This is a genomic window from Rhodococcus sp. WAY2 (genome assembly GCF_009859915.1).
GTDB lineage: Bacteria > Actinomycetota > Actinomycetes > Mycobacteriales > Mycobacteriaceae > Rhodococcus_F > Rhodococcus_F oxybenzonivorans.
The window spans coordinates 289,051-306,226 of the sequence record NZ_CP046572.1 but is presented as its reverse complement, the minus strand read 5'-3'; the positions used below and the strand labels follow the sequence as shown (position 1 = coordinate 306,226).

19 protein-coding genes and 2 pseudogenes are annotated in these 17,176 nt (G+C 65.5%); 13 read left to right on the top strand and 8 right to left on the bottom strand.

Annotation, left to right across the window (positions count from 1 at the left end; genetic code table 11):
* Positions 1-3 precede the first annotated feature (3 nt).
* From GFS60_RS01415 to GFS60_RS01385, 7 genes and pseudogenes are all read left to right on the top strand, one after another.
* Entirely contained in the window at positions 4-1,074 is a 1,071-nt protein-coding gene (locus GFS60_RS01415; protein ID WP_236603341.1) for a PLP-dependent cysteine synthase family protein, read from the top strand.
* The gene (locus GFS60_RS01410; RefSeq protein ID WP_159918675.1) at positions 1,071-2,486 is read left to right on the top strand and encodes an MATE family efflux transporter; all 1,416 of its coding nucleotides are present in this window, start codon (positions 1,071-1,073) and stop codon (positions 2,484-2,486) included. The genes GFS60_RS01415 and GFS60_RS01410 overlap by 4 nt, the downstream gene beginning before the upstream one ends.
* Positions 2,487-2,630: 144 nt before the next feature.
* Positions 2,631-3,050 (top strand): Hsp20/alpha crystallin family protein, encoded by a 420-nt coding sequence (locus tag GFS60_RS01405; protein WP_109334788.1) that lies wholly within the window; start codon positions 2,631-2,633, stop codon positions 3,048-3,050.
* 96 nt (positions 3,051-3,146) lie between these two features.
* Positions 3,147-3,482, top strand: coding sequence for a J domain-containing protein (locus GFS60_RS01400; RefSeq protein WP_159918674.1), 336 nt, complete (start codon positions 3,147-3,149; stop codon positions 3,480-3,482).
* An 86-nt stretch (positions 3,483-3,568) separates the two neighbouring features.
* Positions 3,569-4,063 carry a hypothetical protein gene (locus GFS60_RS01395; protein WP_159918673.1) on the top strand — a complete coding sequence of 165 codons (495 nt, stop codon included), beginning with the start codon at positions 3,569-3,571 and terminating at the stop codon, positions 4,061-4,063.
* 107 nt (positions 4,064-4,170) lie between these two features.
* Positions 4,171-4,495: pseudogene (locus tag GFS60_RS38915) on the top strand (MerR family transcriptional regulator); the annotation flags it as partial.
* A gap of 419 nt (positions 4,496-4,914) precedes the next feature.
* Complete coding sequence (locus tag GFS60_RS01385; RefSeq protein ID WP_236603340.1) at positions 4,915-5,460, top strand: ANTAR domain-containing response regulator; 546 nt, start codon at positions 4,915-4,917, stop codon at positions 5,458-5,460.
* Positions 5,461-5,483: 23 nt separating this feature from the next.
* Here GFS60_RS01385 and GFS60_RS01380 read toward each other — a convergent pair whose 3' ends face one another.
* Positions 5,484-6,158 (bottom strand): helix-turn-helix transcriptional regulator, encoded by a 675-nt coding sequence (locus GFS60_RS01380; RefSeq protein WP_159918670.1) that lies wholly within the window; start codon positions 6,156-6,158, stop codon positions 5,484-5,486.
* Between the two features lie 92 nt (positions 6,159-6,250).
* Here GFS60_RS01380 and GFS60_RS01375 point away from each other — a divergent pair, with 92 nt between their 5' ends.
* Entirely contained in the window at positions 6,251-6,739 is a 489-nt protein-coding gene (locus GFS60_RS01375; RefSeq protein WP_159918669.1) for a DoxX family protein, read from the top strand.
* Between the two features lie 65 nt (positions 6,740-6,804).
* Here the strand turns inward: GFS60_RS01375 and GFS60_RS01370 are convergent, their stop codons facing one another.
* The 4 genes from GFS60_RS01370 to dnaK all read right to left on the bottom strand — a co-directional run bounded on the left by GFS60_RS01370 (position 6,805) and on the right by dnaK (position 11,449).
* A complete protein-coding gene (locus tag GFS60_RS01370; RefSeq protein ID WP_236603339.1) occupies positions 6,805-7,686 on the bottom strand; it encodes a metallophosphoesterase family protein in 882 nt (293 codons plus the stop codon).
* A 99-nt stretch (positions 7,687-7,785) separates the two neighbouring features.
* Positions 7,786-8,961, bottom strand: coding sequence for a molecular chaperone DnaJ (gene dnaJ / locus GFS60_RS01365; protein WP_159918668.1), 1,176 nt, complete (start codon positions 8,959-8,961; stop codon positions 7,786-7,788).
* A gap of 23 nt (positions 8,962-8,984) precedes the next feature.
* Positions 8,985-9,602, bottom strand: a complete 618-nt coding sequence (grpE, locus tag GFS60_RS01360; protein ID WP_159918667.1) for a nucleotide exchange factor GrpE — start codon at positions 9,600-9,602, stop codon at positions 8,985-8,987.
* Positions 9,599-11,449 (bottom strand): molecular chaperone DnaK, encoded by a 1,851-nt coding sequence (gene dnaK / locus GFS60_RS01355; RefSeq protein WP_159918666.1) that lies wholly within the window; start codon positions 11,447-11,449, stop codon positions 9,599-9,601. The genes grpE and dnaK overlap by 4 nt, the downstream gene beginning before the upstream one ends.
* Before the next feature lie 16 nt (positions 11,450-11,465).
* On the opposite strand from dnaK, the pseudogene GFS60_RS40280 reads away from it, so the two are divergent.
* From GFS60_RS40280 to GFS60_RS40270, 3 genes and pseudogenes are all read left to right on the top strand, one after another.
* Positions 11,466-12,008: pseudogene (locus GFS60_RS40280) on the top strand (hypothetical protein); the annotation flags it as partial.
* A gap of 35 nt (positions 12,009-12,043) precedes the next feature.
* The gene (locus GFS60_RS40275) at positions 12,044-12,712 is read left to right on the top strand and encodes an alpha-amylase family glycosyl hydrolase (RefSeq protein ID WP_442972176.1); all 669 of its coding nucleotides are present in this window, start codon (positions 12,044-12,046) and stop codon (positions 12,710-12,712) included.
* The gene (locus GFS60_RS40270; protein WP_442972175.1) at positions 12,696-13,250 is read left to right on the top strand and encodes a hypothetical protein; all 555 of its coding nucleotides are present in this window, start codon (positions 12,696-12,698) and stop codon (positions 13,248-13,250) included. The genes GFS60_RS40275 and GFS60_RS40270 overlap by 17 nt, the downstream gene beginning before the upstream one ends.
* A gap of 20 nt (positions 13,251-13,270) precedes the next feature.
* On the opposite strand, the gene GFS60_RS01345 is transcribed toward GFS60_RS40270, so the two are convergent.
* From GFS60_RS01345 to GFS60_RS01335, 3 genes are all read right to left on the bottom strand, one after another.
* The gene (locus GFS60_RS01345) at positions 13,271-13,642 is read right to left on the bottom strand and encodes a hypothetical protein (RefSeq protein WP_159918665.1); all 372 of its coding nucleotides are present in this window, start codon (positions 13,640-13,642) and stop codon (positions 13,271-13,273) included.
* Positions 13,643-13,713: 71 nt separating this feature from the next.
* A complete protein-coding gene (locus GFS60_RS01340) occupies positions 13,714-14,433 on the bottom strand; it encodes a GAF and ANTAR domain-containing protein (protein ID WP_159918664.1) in 720 nt (239 codons plus the stop codon).
* 48 nt (positions 14,434-14,481) lie between these two features.
* Positions 14,482-15,918, bottom strand: coding sequence for an HNH endonuclease (locus GFS60_RS01335; RefSeq protein WP_159918663.1), 1,437 nt, complete (start codon positions 15,916-15,918; stop codon positions 14,482-14,484).
* Positions 15,919-16,148: 230 nt separating this feature from the next.
* Here GFS60_RS01335 and GFS60_RS01330 point away from each other — a divergent pair, with 230 nt between their 5' ends.
* Positions 16,149-16,718 (top strand): DUF6230 family protein, encoded by a 570-nt coding sequence (locus GFS60_RS01330; RefSeq protein WP_159918662.1) that lies wholly within the window; start codon positions 16,149-16,151, stop codon positions 16,716-16,718.
* Entirely contained in the window at positions 16,712-17,152 is a 441-nt protein-coding gene (locus GFS60_RS01325) for a DUF6114 domain-containing protein (RefSeq protein ID WP_268962531.1), read from the top strand. Before GFS60_RS01330 ends, GFS60_RS01325 begins: the two co-directional genes overlap by 7 nt.
* Positions 17,153-17,176 lie beyond the last annotated feature (24 nt).

Genomic DNA, 17,176 nt, shown 5'->3' with positions numbered 1-17,176 from the left:
ACAGTGGAGACCATTGCCACTACCGCCCGCGTCGTCAGCCGAGTGTCGGATCTGATCGGTTCCACTCCCCTGCTGCAGCTGTGCACCCTCGAGAACGGGACACGCTATCTCCTCAAACTCGAGCAGTTCAATCCGACCGGGTCCATGAAAATCCGGATGGCGCGCCAGATGGTGATAGACGCCGAGGTCGCGGGACTGCTGCGTCCCGGAGGTCACATCATCGAATCCACCTCGGGCAACACGGGACTGGGGCTGGCTGTGGTCGCGGCGGAACGCGGATACCGCTTCACCGCCGTCGTCGACAACCACGCCAGCGCCGAGAAGCTGCGATCCATGCGGGCAATGGGCGCCCACTTGCACTTCGTCACCGAGGACGGCGAAACCGAGCTCGCCACCTCGGCCCGTGAGGACCTCGCCGAGCAGATGGCCGCGGCGGATCCGGACGGGTGGTTTCCCGAGCAACACAACAACCCGAGCAACGCCGTGGGCTACCGCGCGCTCGCCGCGGAGCTCCTCGACGACGCGGCCTCGCCGATCGACGCCTTGGTCTGCGCGGTCGGAACCGGCGGCTCGCTGTTCGGGACGGCGCGCGAACTGCGGCGGCTCGGGCAGTCGACCACCGTCATCGGTGTCGAACCCGTCGGTTCCATCGCCTTCGGCGGACCCGGTGGGGCGTACCACCAGTCGGGCACCGGCACTCCTCCCGGAGCCACCATCGGAACCGCAGTCGATTACTCGCTCCTCGATCAGGGCGTCAAGGTGTCCGATGTCGACGCCTTCGCGACCGCTCGGGCTCTGGCCCGGCGGAACGGGCTCATGGTCGGTGGTTCGTCCGGCGGCGCCATCTTCGCCGCACTCGATGTCCTCCCGACGCTGCCCGCCGGCAGCACCGTCGTCACGATCGTCTGCGACGGTGGCGAGAAGTACCTTGATACAGTTTTCGACGACGAATGGATGACACGCCACGAGCTCCTCGACCTCGCCGCCGAGCTGCACGTGGACGAGAAGCTCGATGCGGCCGGAGTACCGGCAAGCCGGTCCGCCCGCGAGCAGTCGCCGATCGAGTACGCATGACACACGGAAGCACAGGAACCATCGCGCCCACACAGAGTTACCGGCAGACCAGTCGCGAACTCGCCTATCTCTCTGCACCGATCGCCCTGACCCAGCTCGCGCAGGTGGCGCTCACCACCACCGACACCGTCATGATGGGCTTGATCAGCATCCAGGCCCTCGCGGCAGGCGGTCTGGCCATCACCTTGTTCAACCAGTTGCGCACCATGGGCGTCGGGCTGGTGACCGCCGTCGGCAACCTCATCTCCGGGGCTGTCGGCCGCGGTGAGCGGACAGGCGACACCACGCCGTCCGAGGCCACCGCGGAGGAGGTTCGCGACATCGTCCGGTCGAGCTTCCTCATCGCCACGGTCGCCGGAATCCTCGGCGGCATCCTGCTCGTCGGGCTCGGTTACGGGCTCCGGTTCGTCGGCCAGGACGCCGAGGTTCTCGACATGGCGTTGCCGATGCTCATCGCGCTCGCCCCGGGCCTGGTGCCGTGCTTGTGGTTCCAGGTGATCCGCCAGTTCACCGTCGGCATGCGGCGGCCCAAGGCACTGCTCGTCATCACCATCCTGTCCGTGCTCTTCAACATCGCCCTCAACTGGGCCTTCATCTACGGCACCTTCGGGCTTCCCGCCCTCGGCCTGCCGGGCATCGGTGTCTCCACCTCTCTGGTGTACCTGCTGACCTTCGGGATCTTCGCGGCCATGGTGCGCCGCGACGACGTGCTGTCGCCGATGCTCAGCTTTGCCATCCACCGATCCCGGCCCGAGACCGTACGGACGATCCTCCGTCTCGGGGTCCCGATCGCCGGAACCTACGGCAGCGAGGCGGGTCTGTTCTCGGTGACCGCCGTGATCATCGGCAGCTTCGGCGCTCCCCCTCTGGCCGCCCATACCGTGGTCAACCAGCTCACTTACATCGTCTTCCAGGTGTCGGTGGGCATCTCGCACGGTTCGTCGATCCTGGTCAGCCGATTCGTCGGACTCGGTGAGGCGATCAAATCGCGTCTGACCGCCCGGGTTGCCTTCTCGCACGCGGCAATCGTCATCGCCGTCGTCGGTGTCGTGTATCTCCTGGCACCGACCTGGGTGCTGTCGCTGTTCATGGACACCTCTGACACCACGGCCGTGTCCATCGCGACGGTGCTTCTCGCGATCGCGATTTTCCAGCAGTTCGCCGACTCCGCCCAGAACATCGGTATCGGACTGCTACGCGGCGTGGGCGATACGGCCTCGAGCTTCGGGATCACCCTCATCGGGTACTGGCTGGTGGGTTTGCCGGTGGGCCTTCTGTTCGCCTTCGGGTTCGGCCTCGACACCTACGGCATGTGGATCGGCCTTTCCTGCGGATTGCTGACCGCGGCGATCCTGTTGCTGCGCACGTTCCAGCAGCGTCTACGGACGATCGAGACTCAGCCCGCTTCGTGAGTCCCGAAGGACCAGAAAGGGACTCCGACCAGGAATTTTCTTGCCAGAGCCCTTGTTTTCAACTACGACAGATGCTATAACGAATCTACAGCATCTGCTGCAGGTAACCTGTCACAACGAGAGGGTTTTCTGGAGGTGGACACGATGTTGATGCGCACAGATCCGTTCCGCGACCTCGACCGTTTGACCCAGTCGATCCTCGGTACCGCTGCCCGCCCGGCAGTGATGCCCATGGACGCCTGGCGAGAAGGTGAGAAGTTCATCGTCGAATTCGACCTGCCGGGAGTGGACGCCGATTCGCTGACCCTGGACGTCGAACGCAACGTTCTCACCGTGCACGCCGAACGGCCGAGTCGGGACGAGAACAAGGAAATGGTCGCGGCCGAACGGCCACGGGGCGTGTTCAGCCGGCAACTGTTCCTCGGTGAGAACCTCGACACCGACCGGATCGAGGCTCGCTACGACGCCGGGGTGCTCACCCTGACCATCCCAGTCGCCGAGAAGGCCAAGCCGCGCAAGATCGAAATCGGTACCAACACAGAGAAGAAGGCAGTCAACGCCTGACCCTGAACCGGGGAGGGGCGAGCGCGCCTCGCCCCTCCCACTCCCGTCGGCGCCCTGGACCCCGTCCGCGGCGCCGGTACCGGAGATCCGCGGATCATGAACACCCGCACCGACTTCTACGACATCCTCGGGCTGCCACGCAGCGCAACCCAGAGCGAGATCACCAGCGCTTACCGGCGCAGACTGCGGCAGTTCCACCCCGATACCCGCGAAGCCGCACTCGACACCCAGCCTTCGGATGAGTCGCTGCAACACCTACTGGCCGCGTACGCCGTGCTCCGTGACCCGCTCCGTCGCGCCGAATACGACCGGCAGAGCCTGATTGCGCCACCGAGCGCAGGGGTCGCACCGACGATTATTCGCGTCCGGCACCACGCATCGAGCGACCCGGCACCGATGTTCCGGGCCGGGCCGGTCCGGCGTCACCGTTGACGACTGTGCGGTAACGAACGCCGGATCCGACCTGCCTGATCCGGCCCTGGGTGCGTGTTCCCCATCGAGATGGGTATTCGTCGCTCATGGCTTCGGACTTCGGTGGCCGGGCGTATCCGGAGGCAAGGTTTGTCGCCGGACATCTGATAGCGCTGGTCGCCGATCGAGACTACGCGGCGCTCTCTGCGGAGTTGTCCCCGCTCGTGCAGTCGCCCGGGAGTTCGCTGTCTCGGCCGGCCCTCTACGGGGATGTACTGACCTGGATTGTCACCGCGCTCGCGGACGTGGTCGTCGCGCGCCTGGGCGCGGCAGCGGATGGGGAATCCTTCGTCCTCGAGGTCCGAACCACCGCCGGCCGTACGGTGGGTGCCGGCGATCTGCCTCCCGGACAGGGCCGGGTAGGGCGGTCGGTGCTGGCGTTGTTGGCCGACGATCGCGCCGCCGCCCGTGCGCAGCTCGCGGCGGCCGAACGCGAATCCGATCCAGCGGTGCGGGCCACCACTCTGGTCGAGGCCCTGGTCTGGCTCAACGCCATGCTCGACGCCGAGACCTCCACCTTTCCCGACCTGCCACCCCGGTGACGGCGAGAGACCAGATATTTGCAGCATTTACTGTAGGTTTATTGCAGCACGAGGAGTATTATCGGGTAAATCGAAGGCAGCGAGAATTCCACTTCCGAGGAGGTGTTATGCCGAGGAAAATCCTTCCGAAATCCCGGCGCGGCCTCTACGGCATCTCCGTCGCCTCCGAACTGTCGGGCATCGCGGCCCAAACGCTGCGCTTCTACGAGCAGTACGGACTGGTCACACCGGCACGCACGAGCGGAGGTAACCGCCGCTACAGCGACTACGACCTCGCACGCCTCCAGCGGGTCTCCGAGCTGATAGAGGCCGGCGTCAACCTGGCCGGGATCGGCCGAATTCTGGACCTCGAGCGTCGAACCGAGAAACTTCAACGGGACAACACCCGCCTCGCTGCCGACAACGCCCAGCTACGAGCAGAAAGGACACCGACCATGGACATCGACCTCTCCGATGCCGTTCCGGAAGCCGACCAGCTCGAGCAAGCACAACCCGCCGACCCCACCGATGCAGGAAACCGCTCGATCGCCGACGAGCAGCCCGTGACTTCGCGGTCGTCGTGGGACGCTCCCGAGGCCGACAGCTTCGAACAACAGCAGTCGGCAGCCCCAGTCACCGAGCTGATACCGCCCACCTCCGGCAGGTGGGACGCCCCCGAGGCCGACGTGTGGGAACAGGCTTTCGCCGTGCCCATGGACGACGACCGAGAAATCGCCGACGAATAGGCGTCGGTCGACGCAGCCGAAAACTGCCGGATGAGCAGCCTCGCACACGGCCTCACGGCGTAACGTCGAGACCATAGCCGCGACGAGGCCACCGCCTGCGAACCACTCGAGACGGCCTTGCAACGAGTGGCTCACACAGCCGTCACGGCACTCCCCGAGGCCGATGCCGCCAGCGTCACCCGCCTCGTCGATGGCGTTCCGGACACAGTTGCCACGACCGACGCCGCTGTCGCCGCCATCGACGAACGCCAGTACGCCGCAGGCCGTGGGCAGCCCTGCCTACAAGCCGCCCACACACGAGAGCCGGTTCGCGCGGTCGTCGGCCGAGCCCACCACTCCGAACTCATCGGATCTCTCAACGTGTACAGCTATCGCACGGAAGCCTTCGACCCCTTCGACGAACAACTGGTGCGGCTGCTCACCACGGCGGCCTCGGAGGCCATCGCCAATGCACTCCGCTGGCAGCGCGCACACGACCAAGTCCTCCAGCTTCAGAATGCGCTGAGGTCACGCGCCGACATCGACCAGGCCAAAGGCGTACTGATGGCCATCCACGGAATCTCGAGCGACCAGGCATTCGAACGGCTCGCCAAGATCTCCCAACGCACCAACACGAAAGTTCACGAAGTAGCCCGGAACTTCATGCGTAACTTCACCGCGCCGTCGTCGTGATCGGTTCGGGTCGAGGCAGACAGTCAGGACTCCGGAGGGTCGACCACTACACAGCACCAGTCGGGTCGCGGATCGAGTACCGCCCGCGCACCGGGTTCGGCGCTTCCGGCGATCATCCCCTCGACGAGCCGTAAGTTCAGCCCGCACACCACGTCCAGATGGTCTTGGGCGACGAGATGGAACGGGCAGTTACGCAACTCGACTCGGCCGTCGTCAGCTACCTGCGGCAGGTATCCGCAGCTTCGGAGCGCCGCCAGAAGGTTGCCCCCGGACTCGGCGGCAGATCGGCGTCCGGCATCGAGCGCCGCCTCGTTCACCGCGTTCCGAACGGCTCCGCTGGCATCCTGTTCCACGGAGGAGACGAGCAACCGGGCGAGCAGTTCGTAGTCCCGCGGCGGCACACTGACAGCCATCTCCTTCGTGGCCCGGGCATACAACTTCGCCGGACGTCCGGCCCCGGGACCGCTCCGGCCCGCCGGCCGCTGGTAACTAATGGTCAACAGTTCGGCATCGGCGAGCTTGTCGAGATGATAGGCCGCGAGGGTTCGACCGATCTCGACGGCCGCGGCCGCTTCCTCGCGGGAAACCGGCGTGGCGCTCTCGGTTACGTACTCGTACAGCTTGCGCCGCAACGGATCATCCAGATTACTCAGCGCCGCCAGAGCCGCCGGCGCAGCCGATCGGGCTGTGGAGGACATGCCTCGACTCTATCACCAAGAACTATTGACAAATAGGTGCGGGCGGGCGGATTCTAAAAACAGTTCCTATTACTTTTACAGAAGGATCAGTGATGAACGCCCCGACGCCACGCTCCTCGTCAGCAGTCTCTGAACATTCCCTCGGTGCCGCCGTGCAACGCGCACGCAGCGACCCTGCCTATGGCGCATTTCTGTTGCTACGCATCGGCTTCACCGTGCTGCCGATCGTCATGGGCCTCGACAAGTTCACAAATCTGCTCACCACCTGGGAGAACTACCTGGCACCCTGGATCGTCGACATCGTCCCCCTCAGCGCCCACCAGACCATGCTGGTGGTCGGAGTGATCGAAATCGTCGCCGGGATCGCTGTCGCGATCAAACCGCGATACGCGGCCTACATCGTTGCCGCCTGGCTCGCCGGGATCATCGTCAACCTGCTGAGCTATCCGGGCTTCTACGACATCGCACTGCGCGACTTCGGCCTGATGCTCGCGGCAGTGACCCTCGGCCGACTGGCCTACGTGTACGACCCGGCGTGGCACCGACGCACTGCACCGGCCACGAACTTCGCAGCCGCGTAACCGGACCCCGTCAGTTCCCCGCCCACTCGACGAGTCCCCGGGCCCGTCGGGTGGACATCCCACGGTCAGGCCGGAGTTTCTCCTCGGCGCCTGGACCCCCGAACCCGATTGAGCGGCCGTGTGGGGGTAACGGCGTCCGCGTCGGCGAACGGATTGACCCGCCCGTCGCCGGACGCGGGTGTCACCGCGACGTGCCTGCCGAGCGCCGCCACATCGACGACGACCATGTTGTTATCGATCGGATCGCTGTTGCGGCCCAACCCGTCGATGACGGTGCGATAGTCCCCGGCGTCGAGCAGGCTTTGGTAGCGCTGATGAAAATGGCCGTGCCACAACCGAATCGGCCGAACCGCGTCGACGATCATCCGAAGTCGATCACGGTTCTCGGCAGTCGCGCGCAACTCGTCGGGTGGCACACCGGCCTCACGACGAGCCGACCCGGGGACGGCTATTCCGGCGGGACAGTCATGGCAGAACATCACCTCGGCACCACCAGCGGCGGTGATGGCGCCGACCTCGTCGGCGCTCAGGGCTTCCTGCGGCCACCACGAGGTGTGCGGGGTCCGCAGTATCTTGTCGAGCGAGCAAGCCCCGCCGACAGCCAGGCACCGCAGCTGACCCCACTGCCAGCGCAGCCCGCGCGGCAGGTGGACGATGCGTTCCCGCAGATACCGCAGTCCGTCGTCGGCGATCGGTTGTTGCAACAGCCAGTCGAAGTCCTCGTGATTGCCATCGACGAAACCGAGGACCAAGCCCTCCTCCGCGAGGGCGGCGTCGAGGCTGTCGAGGTATGCGGGGCGGAATGTGTAACCGAAATCGCCGAGCTGGACGATCACATCGGCGGCTCGGGCTCCCGCACGAGCGATCGCGCCGACGGCGTAGTCGGTGTCGGCGTGCCAGTCTCCCGCGACCGCCACCCGCCGTGGGGTGGCCAGGAAGCTGTCCACAGCCCACCTCCGTTCCGGAAATTCCCCATCATCGTGTAGGAGATACCCATTCCGCCGGCGCACCAACCTCGGTACCGAGTGGGGTGATCGTCTTGAGCGTCATCCGCGACCTGGCCAGTGGGCGCGTGGATCGAATCCCGCGGACTTCTCCGCTTTCTCGTACGTGCGCAGCGCATCGACCGCATGCTGATCCAACCGGGGCGGCACGGCGACCTCCACGGTCACCAACAGATCTCCGGGTGGTCCGCTGCGGCGCGGTACGCCACGCTCCCGTAATCGGAAGGTCCGACCAGTCGGGGTACCCGGCGGAATCTTCACGCTGACACGACCGTCGAGAGTGGGAACCGAGATCGTTGTGCCCAAGGCTAATTCGCTGAACGTCGCCGGTACGGTCACCGTCAGGTCGTCACCGGCACGGGCGAACACGGGGTCGGGATCCACCTGCACATTCACGTACAGATCGCCCGACGGCGCGCCTCGCAGACCCGGCTCACCCTGTGCGGGAAGCCGGATTCGTTGCCCGTCACTCACCCCGGCGGGGATGCGCACCGAGATGGTGCGGGTGCGGTTCGCGACCCCGGCTCCGTGACAGTCCGAGCACGGTGAATCGACCACCGAGCCGGTGCCACGGCACTCGTCGCAGGCGTCACTGAACCCGAACCCGCCTTGGTTCCGGTTGAGCACGCCGGAACCACCGCAGTAGGGACACCGACGCGGATGAGTTCCCGGACGAGACCCGCTGCCGTGACAGGTGGTACACACCGTCGGTCCACTGATGCGCAAGGGTACGACCGCACCGTTGACCGCATCCCGGAAGGACAGATGTGTCTCTGTCTCGATATCGCTACCCCGACGTGGGCGCGCCCGGGTGGTCTGTCGGCGACTCCGGAACAGATCACCGAACACGTCACTCATCGAGCCGGCATCGGCAGTCGTGAAGTGCGATCCGTTCCCGAAAAGATCGCCGAGGTCGAAATCGCTCATTCGGGAGGTGCCGGTCGGGCCTGGGCGGAATCCGGTGTTACCGAACATTCCTGCCTTGTACAGCCGCCGCGTCTCGTCGTACTCCTTACGTTTGGCAGGGTCCGACAGCACGGCGTGCGCCTCACTGACCGACTTGAACCGTTCCTCGGCGCGGGAGTCGTTCGGATTGGCGTCCGGATGCAGCTCGCGGGCCAGCTTCCGGTACGCCTTCTTGATCTCGTCCGCCGACGCACCAGAGGAGACGCCCAAATCGGCATAAAAGTCCCGCTCCAACCATTCCTGCTGCGTCACCGGGCATCCTCCTTTCACAGTCCCTACGATCGGTGAGCGTCCACCACGGTGACCATCGCCGTCCGTAACACCTTGCGGTCACCGAATTTGTAACCGCGGCGCAGCACACTTCCTACGACGAGCTCGTGCCCGTCGCCCTCGTGCTGAACTGCCTCGTGCAGAGTCGGATCGAACGGATCGCCCTCCTCGCCGAATGCGGCCACCCCCAGGTCCGCAAGCGTTGCCCGGATCTTGGACGAGATAGCGCGCAGTGGTCCGTGCTCGAGGTCGCCGTGGCTGCGTGCCCGGTCGAGGTCGTCGAGGATCCCGAGGAACTTCTCCGCTACGGAAGCCTTCGTGATCTCGGCCGTGACCTGCCGATCGCGTTCGACCCGCCGCCGGTAGTTTGCGAACTCGGCCTGCAGTCGTTGCAGATCGGCGGTCAGCTCCGCCACTCGATCCTCGTCGGGCGCGCCCGTCTTCCCACCGTCGGGCGCGCCCGTCTTCCCACCGTCGGCGGACTGGCTCCGACCGCCGGCGACCGGGGGTTGCGAGGGCGTGTGCTCTCGAACCTGCCCGGTCTCCGGATCGACCCGGCGTTTATCGGTGATCGAAATCGGTTCTCGCGGTGGTTCTTTCCCGTTGCTGCGCTCAGTGCTCATCGCGCATCCTCCCTCCCGGGTTCGTCCACCACCTCCGCATCGAACACCTGCTCGGATCCATCGGACCCCGTGGTCCCGTCGCCGCCGGGCGCGCCGCCCTGCTGCGCCTGGGTGTCGTACATTGCCTGACCCAAGGACTGGGACTCCGTGGCCAGCTTCTCGACCGCGGACTTGACCGCCCCGATGTCGGTGCCGGCCAGAGCATCCTGCACTTCCTTGATCGCCGACCGCACCTTGCCCTTGACGTCCTCGGGAACCTTGTCCTCGTTGTCCTTGATGAACTTCTCGGTCTGGTACACCAGCGACTCGGCCTGATTCCGCGTTTCGGCCTCCTCGCGCCGTCGGGAGTCTTCGGCAGCGTGCGCCTCGGCATCCTTGATCATCCGGTCGATCTCTTCCTTGGACAGACCGGAGCCCTCCTGGATCCTGATGGTGTTTTCCTTGCCGGTGCCCTTGTCCTTCGCGGTTACGTGCACGATGCCGTTAGCGTCGATGTCGAAGGTGACCTCGATCTGCGGCACCCCGCGCGGAGCCGGCGGAATGCCCGCCAACTCGAACGAGCCGAGCAGCTTGTTGTGCGAGGCGATCTCGCGCTCACCCTGGAACACCTGAATCTGCACCGACGGCTGATTGTCGTCGGCCGTGGTGAAGGTCTCGGACCGCTTGGTCGGGATGGTGGTGTTGCGCTCGATGAGCTTGGTCATCACCCCACCCTTGGTCTCGATACCGAGGGACAGCGGCGTGACGTCGAGGAGCAGCACGTCCTTGACCTCACCCTTGAGGACACCGGCCTGCAGGGCAGCGCCCACCGCGACGACCTCGTCCGGATTCACACCCTTGTTCGGTTCCTTACCGCCGGTGAGCTCGCGCACCAGGTCGGAGACGGCGGGCATGCGGGTGGAACCACCGACGAGCACGACGTGGTCGATGTTCTTGACCGCAATACCGCTGTCCCTGATCACCGATTGGAATGGGGCGCGGGTGCGGTCGAGCAGATCGGAGGTGATCTTCTGGAACTCGCTGCGCGAGAGCTGCTCGTCGAGGAACAGCGGGTTCTTGTCCGCGTCGACGGTGATGTAGGGCAGGTTGATCGAGGTGCTCTGCGAAGAGCTCAGCTCGATCTTCGCCTTCTCCGCCGCCTCACGCAGGCGCTGCAGCGCCATCTTGTCCTTGGTCAGGTCGATGCCGTTCTGCGCCTTGAACTTGTCGACCAGCCAGTCGACGATGCGCTGATCCCAGTCGTCACCACCGAGGTGGTTGTCACCGGAGGTGGCGCGGACCTCGACGACACCCTCGCCGATGTCGAGCAGTGAGACGTCGAAGGTGCCGCCGCCGAGGTCGAACACCAGGATGGTCTGTTCCTTGTCGCCCTTGTCCAGGCCGTAGGCCAGTGCCGCAGCGGTGGGCTCGTTGATGATGCGCAGCACGTTCAGGCCGGCGATCTGGCCGGCTTCCTTGGTGGCCTGCCGTTGCGCGTCGTTGAAGTAGGCGGGGACCGTGATCACGGCGTCCGTGATGTCCTCGCCCAGATACGACTCGGCGTCACGCTTGAGCTTCATCAGAACCCGGGCACTGATCTCCTGCGCTGTGTACTTCTTGCCGTCGATCTCCACCGTCCACGGCGTGCCGATCTCGCGTTTGACCGACCGCACCGTCCGGCTGACGTTGGTGACCGCCTGGTTCTTGGCGGGTTGGCCGACCAGCACCTCACCGTTTTTGGCGAAGGCGACCACGGAGGGCGTGGTCCGGGACCCTTCCGAGTTGGCAACCACTACCGGGTCGCCGCCCTCGAGCACTGACACGACCGAGTTGGTTGTACCGAGGTCGATACCGACCGCGCGTGCCATTTTTTCCTCCTCAGTTATGGAAAGACTGCGTGTTTCAGAGTTGAGCCTGTTGGACTCAATTTTCCGACTCCCGAGCTGGTCAGTCAAGGTTTCCGGCCCTGCCGAGTCAGCCCGAGGTGATCTCTATCCGTCGGGCTCGCGCAGCCTCTACGGACTCGGGCGGGGTCTACGAGCCCACGATGCGGAATGGGTCCGATTGCGCCACATCGGCATGTCGGCGAATTGGCAATGCCATCGTCCTCGACCTCCTCGTCCACGAGTGAATGCGGAAGTGTGTGCAAAGTTGAGCGCATCACACTCAGGTTTTATTCCCCTTCGGCCCGGAAACTCGCTCGACGTACGCCATCATTTCCGTCCGACCAACCACCGAAGGGCGCTCATGCTGCTTCGTCCGGGCTCCGCCTATCCCCTGGGGGCGACGTACGACGGGTCGGGCACGAACTTCGCCCTGTTCAGTGAAGTCGCCGAACGAGTGGAGTTGTGCCTGTTCGACACCGCAGGCACCGAAACGAGGATCGAACTTGTCGAGTTGGACGGCTTCATCTGGCATGCCTTCTCCCGGGCATCGAACCCGGCCAGCGCTACGGGTACCGCGTGCACGGGCCCTTCGATCCGGGCGCGGGAGCCCGGTGCAACCCGAACAAGCTTCTTCTCGACCCCTACGCCAAGGCGATCGACGGGCGGTTCGACTGGAATCAGTCACTGTTCGGCTACGACTTCGGCTTCCCCGACAGCCGGAACGACGAAGACTCCGCAGCGCACATGCCGAAATCTGTGGTGATCAACCCCTTCTTCGATTGGGGCACCGATCGCCCTCCACGGCATGCCTACGCGGACACCGTCCTCTATGAGGCCCACGTCAAAGGGCTCACAGCGCTGCAGCCGGCCGTACCGGAGGAAATGAGAGGCAGCTACGCGGCCCTCGGACACCCGGCCGTCCTAGGACATCTTCGCAGTCTCGGGGTGACCGCGCTCGAGCTGATGCCGGTCCACCACTTCGCCGACGACGCGCTTCTGCAGGAGCGCGGACTGTCCAACTACTGGGGATACAACACCATCGGCTTCTTCGCGCCGGACGCCAAGTACGCGATAAGCAGATCACCGGCAGGCCAGGTCCAGGAATTCAAGGCGATGGTCCGGGCCGTCCACCAGGCGGGGATCGAGGTCATCCTCGACGTCGTCTACAACCACACCGCCGAAGGCAATCACCTCGGTCCGACCCCTCCTGCTGTCGCAAGGTGTGCCCATGCTCAGCCACGGTGACGAACTGGGCCGCACCCAACACGGCAACAACAACGCCTACTGCCAGGACAACGCGATCACCTGGGTCGACTGGGCCGCCACCGACGAGGACCTCCTCGCGTTCACCCGGCGGCTCGCGCAGCTACGCACCCAGCACCCAGTGTTCCGCCGGAGACGGTTCTTCGAAGGCCGCCCCGTGCAACGACGGGGCGACAACCTCCCCGACATCGCCTGGCTGCGCCCGGACGGAAGCGAGATGACCGAGCAGGACTGGCTCGTCGACTTCGGTCGTGCCGTAGGAATCTTTCTCAACGGCAACGCTATCCCCGACACCGACGACTACGGGTTACCCGTCACCGACGACTCGTTCCTGCTGTACCTCAGCGCTCATCACGACGGCATTACCTTTCCCCTGCCGTCGATCGAGTACGGAAAGTCCTGGGAGCTCGTCGTCGACACCCGACTGCCCGAGGCCGAACAGCCGAAGTCGATATTCCTCGCCGGAGCCGACATCGAGGTCGGGCCACGCGCACTGTTACTGCTCAGGCGAATCGACTGAACCGACCCGCACTGTCGGTCCTACCTCGCCAACCGGAAACCTCCGACCTGATTGCCGTTGATGTACGTGGCGCCGGTGTAGGAGCCGTCCCCGTTGGCCACCATCGTGTCAGTGAGGAATCCGAGACCCGAGGGGCCGTAATCGATGACGGTTCTGCCCGCCGCATCTTCGTAGTAGTTGCCGCTCAGACCACTGAGACCGAACACGAAATTGTTGGTGACCGTGCCGTTCCGGAAGGTCTTGCCCTTCCAGATCAGTCCGCCTCCAGGCACGTCGGTGGTTCCCTGATAGGTCCCGTCCGGGACAGGTTCCGCGGCAGCGTTACCCGCTCCGACGAGGATGATGCCGGACGACAGTGCGGCCGCGGCGATGCCTGCTGCGAACTTGCGCATAATTTCTCCTGAGCGTGTAGGGACCCGACTCGACGGACCGCTTACCCACCTTCGGCGCCCCACACACAAGGTCATCCGCGCTCACCACGAGGCTCCTCGGGAGGAAATGTCACACGAGCGGCAATGATGTCTTCCGCAAGCGCGGTGATCCTGCGCTCCTCGGCGAAGGCCATCGCCCGCAGCCGGGAGATCGCATCAGCTGGCGAGATACGTAGCTGGCCCGCCATCATGCCCGCCGCGACGTGCACATTGCCGTGGGGGAACAACGCCGGATCGGTCCAGACCGACGGGTAGCGAGTGGGGTCGAGCTCCTCGAGCACGGTCGGACCGAGCATCGCGGCGCAGTCCTCGGCCGCGCGGTACTGGGCACCGTCGAGCGTCCGAGGCTTGTCGCTATACAGCTCGAGGACACCGACTCGTCCCCCGTTCCACAGTCCGAGAGGAAAGGCGTAGATGCCGCGGACCCCGAGCGCGACCAGCTCCGGCGCGAACGCCGGCCACCGCGCGGATTCGGCCGGATCGGCCATATCGGCGTGAAGCTCGGGCCTGTGGGAGCGGTACGCGGCGAGGCACGGCCCCTCGCCGAGGGTGAACTGCAATTCGTCGATGCTCTCGGCGGTCGAGTCGGTGGCGTACACCAGGTCACGAGTGGTGTCACCGGCGAACACGGCGACTGCCGACCCATCCACGCCTACCGTGTCGAGGCACCCCTCGCACAATGCGCGGGTGCGGCCGAGCAACATCAGCGCAGGATCGTCGTTGCGATGAGCTGGATCCTCTCCGTGCGTCATTTCTCCAGCGTGCCCCGGCACACTGTCGGGCAAACGCCCTACCTCCCGTCAGGCCGACTCGTCGTACGCGGCGGGCAGGTCCCCGGCCATCGGGTCGACGACGTCCGACATCGGTATCGGTATCGGGAGAGCCGGTGCGGCAGACTTGTAGCGGTGCCCGGTCGGGGTGAGGAAGTCGTACGCGTGTACCTCCCCTTGCCGCCGCTTCGGCGTGGTCGCATGCCAGCCGGCGGCCTGCTTCGCGTAATTGCACGCCGCACACAATCCTGCCCCGTTCTCGAGTGTCGTCGGCCCGCCCTTGTGCCACGACCTGATGTGGTCGTGGTGCCGGATCGGCGCATCACACCAGGGCGTGCGGCACGTGCGGTCGCGCAGGTCGATCATGCGCGCCAGTCCCACTGGGAACTTCCGCGCCTGCGACTCCACCGCGGTCAGCGACCCCGACTCCGGGCACGCGTACACCCTCCGCAGCAGCATCATTGGCTCAGCAGACGGAGCTGTGCCCGTGGTCTCCCGACCTCCGGCTGCTTCGCGACCCCCAGTCTCGTGACCTCCGACTGCCTCGCCACCTCCTCTCTTGCCGACCCATTCCCGCGCTAGTGCGGCCGGCACGGGGCCGTACCCCTGCAGGTGCGCCGGCTCGGACCCGCCGGCGAGCAGGGTGTAGTCGGACATCACCAGATTTACCGTGACCGCACATCCTGAAGCGGCCCCGGCGCCGGTGACCCGTTCGAAGAGCAGGTCCGCCATGATCTGACCCCGACTCCGCCCGTCCCCGGCTGCAATCAGCGCGGCTGCGTCCCGCGACAACGTCGTCTGCACCGCGACACCCTGCTTTACCGGCAACAAGGCGCTCACATACGCCATCGTGTCCGGTGCCGGACGGCAGGAGACCCGCCGATCGGATTCCGCCCGCCGGGCGCGGCGCACCACCGCTGCCGCGTCCACTTCTGCAGCCCATGCTCGGGCCTTGGCCGCGACCGCACGGTCCCCGAGGCCGTCCAAGGTGGCCGGGTCTTCACACAATCGGCGGTCCAAGACTGTCCGGTCTTCCCGGGACAGGCAGGCTGTCTCCTTCACGAGCAACGTCGCTCGCCATTCACTGAGCAGTCCGCGTTCGAGCAACCGCAGAGTGAAGGGCATTTCGTGTACCAACGCCGTCGCCATGCCCAGGTGCCGGTTCCCTCGCCAAGGTGAGTCCCGTCGCGCGAGTCCCACCTGCGCCGCGATTCCACGCCCGCGCTGCGACACAGGGACTTTCGCCGATCCGGCTGCTTCCTGTTGCGAGGAAGCGAAATCGGCGGTTACCCGAGCTTGCGCCCCCGCACAGGCCGCTTTCAATTCTTCCAACGCCCGCAGTAGATCGACCCGCACACCGTCGTCACAGTGGCGCTCGACGACGCGCAAGCGGTCCACCACCGCGCGCACGTCGGCGACACCGACCGTCCCGGCATCGCGTGCATCAACTGAATCCCCATCCGCCATCGAACCCCCCAATTCGAACGTATGTTCTACCTTAGTCCTCCCATTGATTCCACCGCAAGCCCCGTCGACTTTGCGGCACGATTTGCCAACTGTTAGCCTTGCGCCCGCGGTTGAGCATGCAGCCCGGGGACGGAGCCCGCTCCCTTCCCACGCCGGCCAGCACACTCAGGAGATTGATGACCGCCACCATGCCCAATTCCGCTTGCGCGTCCCAAAGTTGGCGGTAACGAATGGGAGCGCTGCGTAAGGGACGCTTCGCCGCGATCGTGTCCGGCGGGTTGCTTGCCGCCACGATCCTCGGTGCCGGGATAGCCGACGGACAACTACCCATGAACGTCGCGCTGTCGGGTCAGAGGTTCGTCGGGACGATGTCGGCAGTGGAGGGCGAGAGCATCACCGTCTTTCCTCGCCAGGTCGAAACGAAGGCAGGGCAGTTGCCCACGGTCGCGATCCTGATCGAGTCCGCTCGACTGACCGACGTGTGTCTCTCGACGGTCGCACACGGCCTGCCCCTGGTCGGGGACGTCACGATGTTCCTTCGGGTCCCGGGTGAGGGCACGACAGCCCGCGACCTTGTGGCCGATGCGTCCGTCCTCGGTGGTTCGATCGGAATCTCGAACGTCGAGATGGGCGCCGATGTTTCGGCCACCGGGGACGTGCAGGGTGTGGTCACGTCGGGGATGGTGGCCGCGGAATCGTCGATGACGGGCGCCCGCCTGGAAGGAGTGTCCCTCACCGCGACTTCACTGTCGTTGCGCGACTTCACGATTACCTCCGAGATGGGTGCAAAAAGTTGCTGACAGCTGAACCACCGCTCACCCGAAGAGAACGCTTCCGGCATTGGCGCGGCATGCGCCCGTTCGGGGGCGCGGTCATGCTCACTGTCTCCGCTGCGTTCCTCCTGCTTCCCGCCTACACCACCCTCGAGGTCGGTGATCTTCTGATCTCGATCAGCACCATCTCGGGAGTGTCCACGCTATTCCTCGGTGCCTCCATGCTGTTGTGCGCAGGCTCGGTGCTGGTGCGGCCGAAGACGCGGGTCACGGCAGGTGGAGGCGCGATGCTCCTCGCTCTCGTCGCGCTTCCGGCCGCCAATTTCGGCGGCTTCGGCGTCGGGACGCTCATGGGTGTTTTGGGTGCCGCCGCCACGCTCGCCTGGACGGATCGTTCCGGCGCGCCACCGGCTGAGACAGCCGCACCACGGAGACCGCCGACTACTCTCACCGCAGACTGACCGGCACGATCAGACGGGCGCACC

Coding starts and splice junctions, on each gene's coding strand:
- GFS60_RS01410 (WP_159918675.1), top strand. CDS start 1,071: ATGACACACGGAAGCACAGGAACCATCGCGCCCACACAGAGTTACCGG.
- GFS60_RS01405 (WP_109334788.1), top strand. CDS start 2,631: ATGTTGATGCGCACAGATCCGTTCCGCGACCTCGACCGTTTGACCCAG.
- GFS60_RS01400 (WP_159918674.1), top strand. CDS start 3,147: ATGAACACCCGCACCGACTTCTACGACATCCTCGGGCTGCCACGCAGC.
- GFS60_RS01395 (WP_159918673.1), top strand. CDS start 3,569: ATGGCTTCGGACTTCGGTGGCCGGGCGTATCCGGAGGCAAGGTTTGTC.
- GFS60_RS01380 (WP_159918670.1), bottom strand. CDS start 6,158: ATGTCCTCCACAGCCCGATCGGCTGCGCCGGCGGCTCTGGCGGCGCTG.
- GFS60_RS01375 (WP_159918669.1), top strand. CDS start 6,251: ATGAACGCCCCGACGCCACGCTCCTCGTCAGCAGTCTCTGAACATTCC.
- grpE (WP_159918667.1), bottom strand. CDS start 9,602: ATGAGCACTGAGCGCAGCAACGGGAAAGAACCACCGCGAGAACCGATT.
- dnaK (WP_159918666.1), bottom strand. CDS start 11,449: ATGGCACGCGCGGTCGGTATCGACCTCGGTACAACCAACTCGGTCGTG.
- GFS60_RS40270 (WP_442972175.1), top strand. CDS start 12,696: ATGCTCAGCCACGGTGACGAACTGGGCCGCACCCAACACGGCAACAAC.
- GFS60_RS01345 (WP_159918665.1), bottom strand. CDS start 13,642: ATGCGCAAGTTCGCAGCAGGCATCGCCGCGGCCGCACTGTCGTCCGGC.
- GFS60_RS01340 (WP_159918664.1), bottom strand. CDS start 14,433: ATGACGCACGGAGAGGATCCAGCTCATCGCAACGACGATCCTGCGCTG.
- GFS60_RS01335 (WP_159918663.1), bottom strand. CDS start 15,918: ATGGCGGATGGGGATTCAGTTGATGCACGCGATGCCGGGACGGTCGGT.
- GFS60_RS01330 (WP_159918662.1), top strand. CDS start 16,149: ATGGGAGCGCTGCGTAAGGGACGCTTCGCCGCGATCGTGTCCGGCGGG.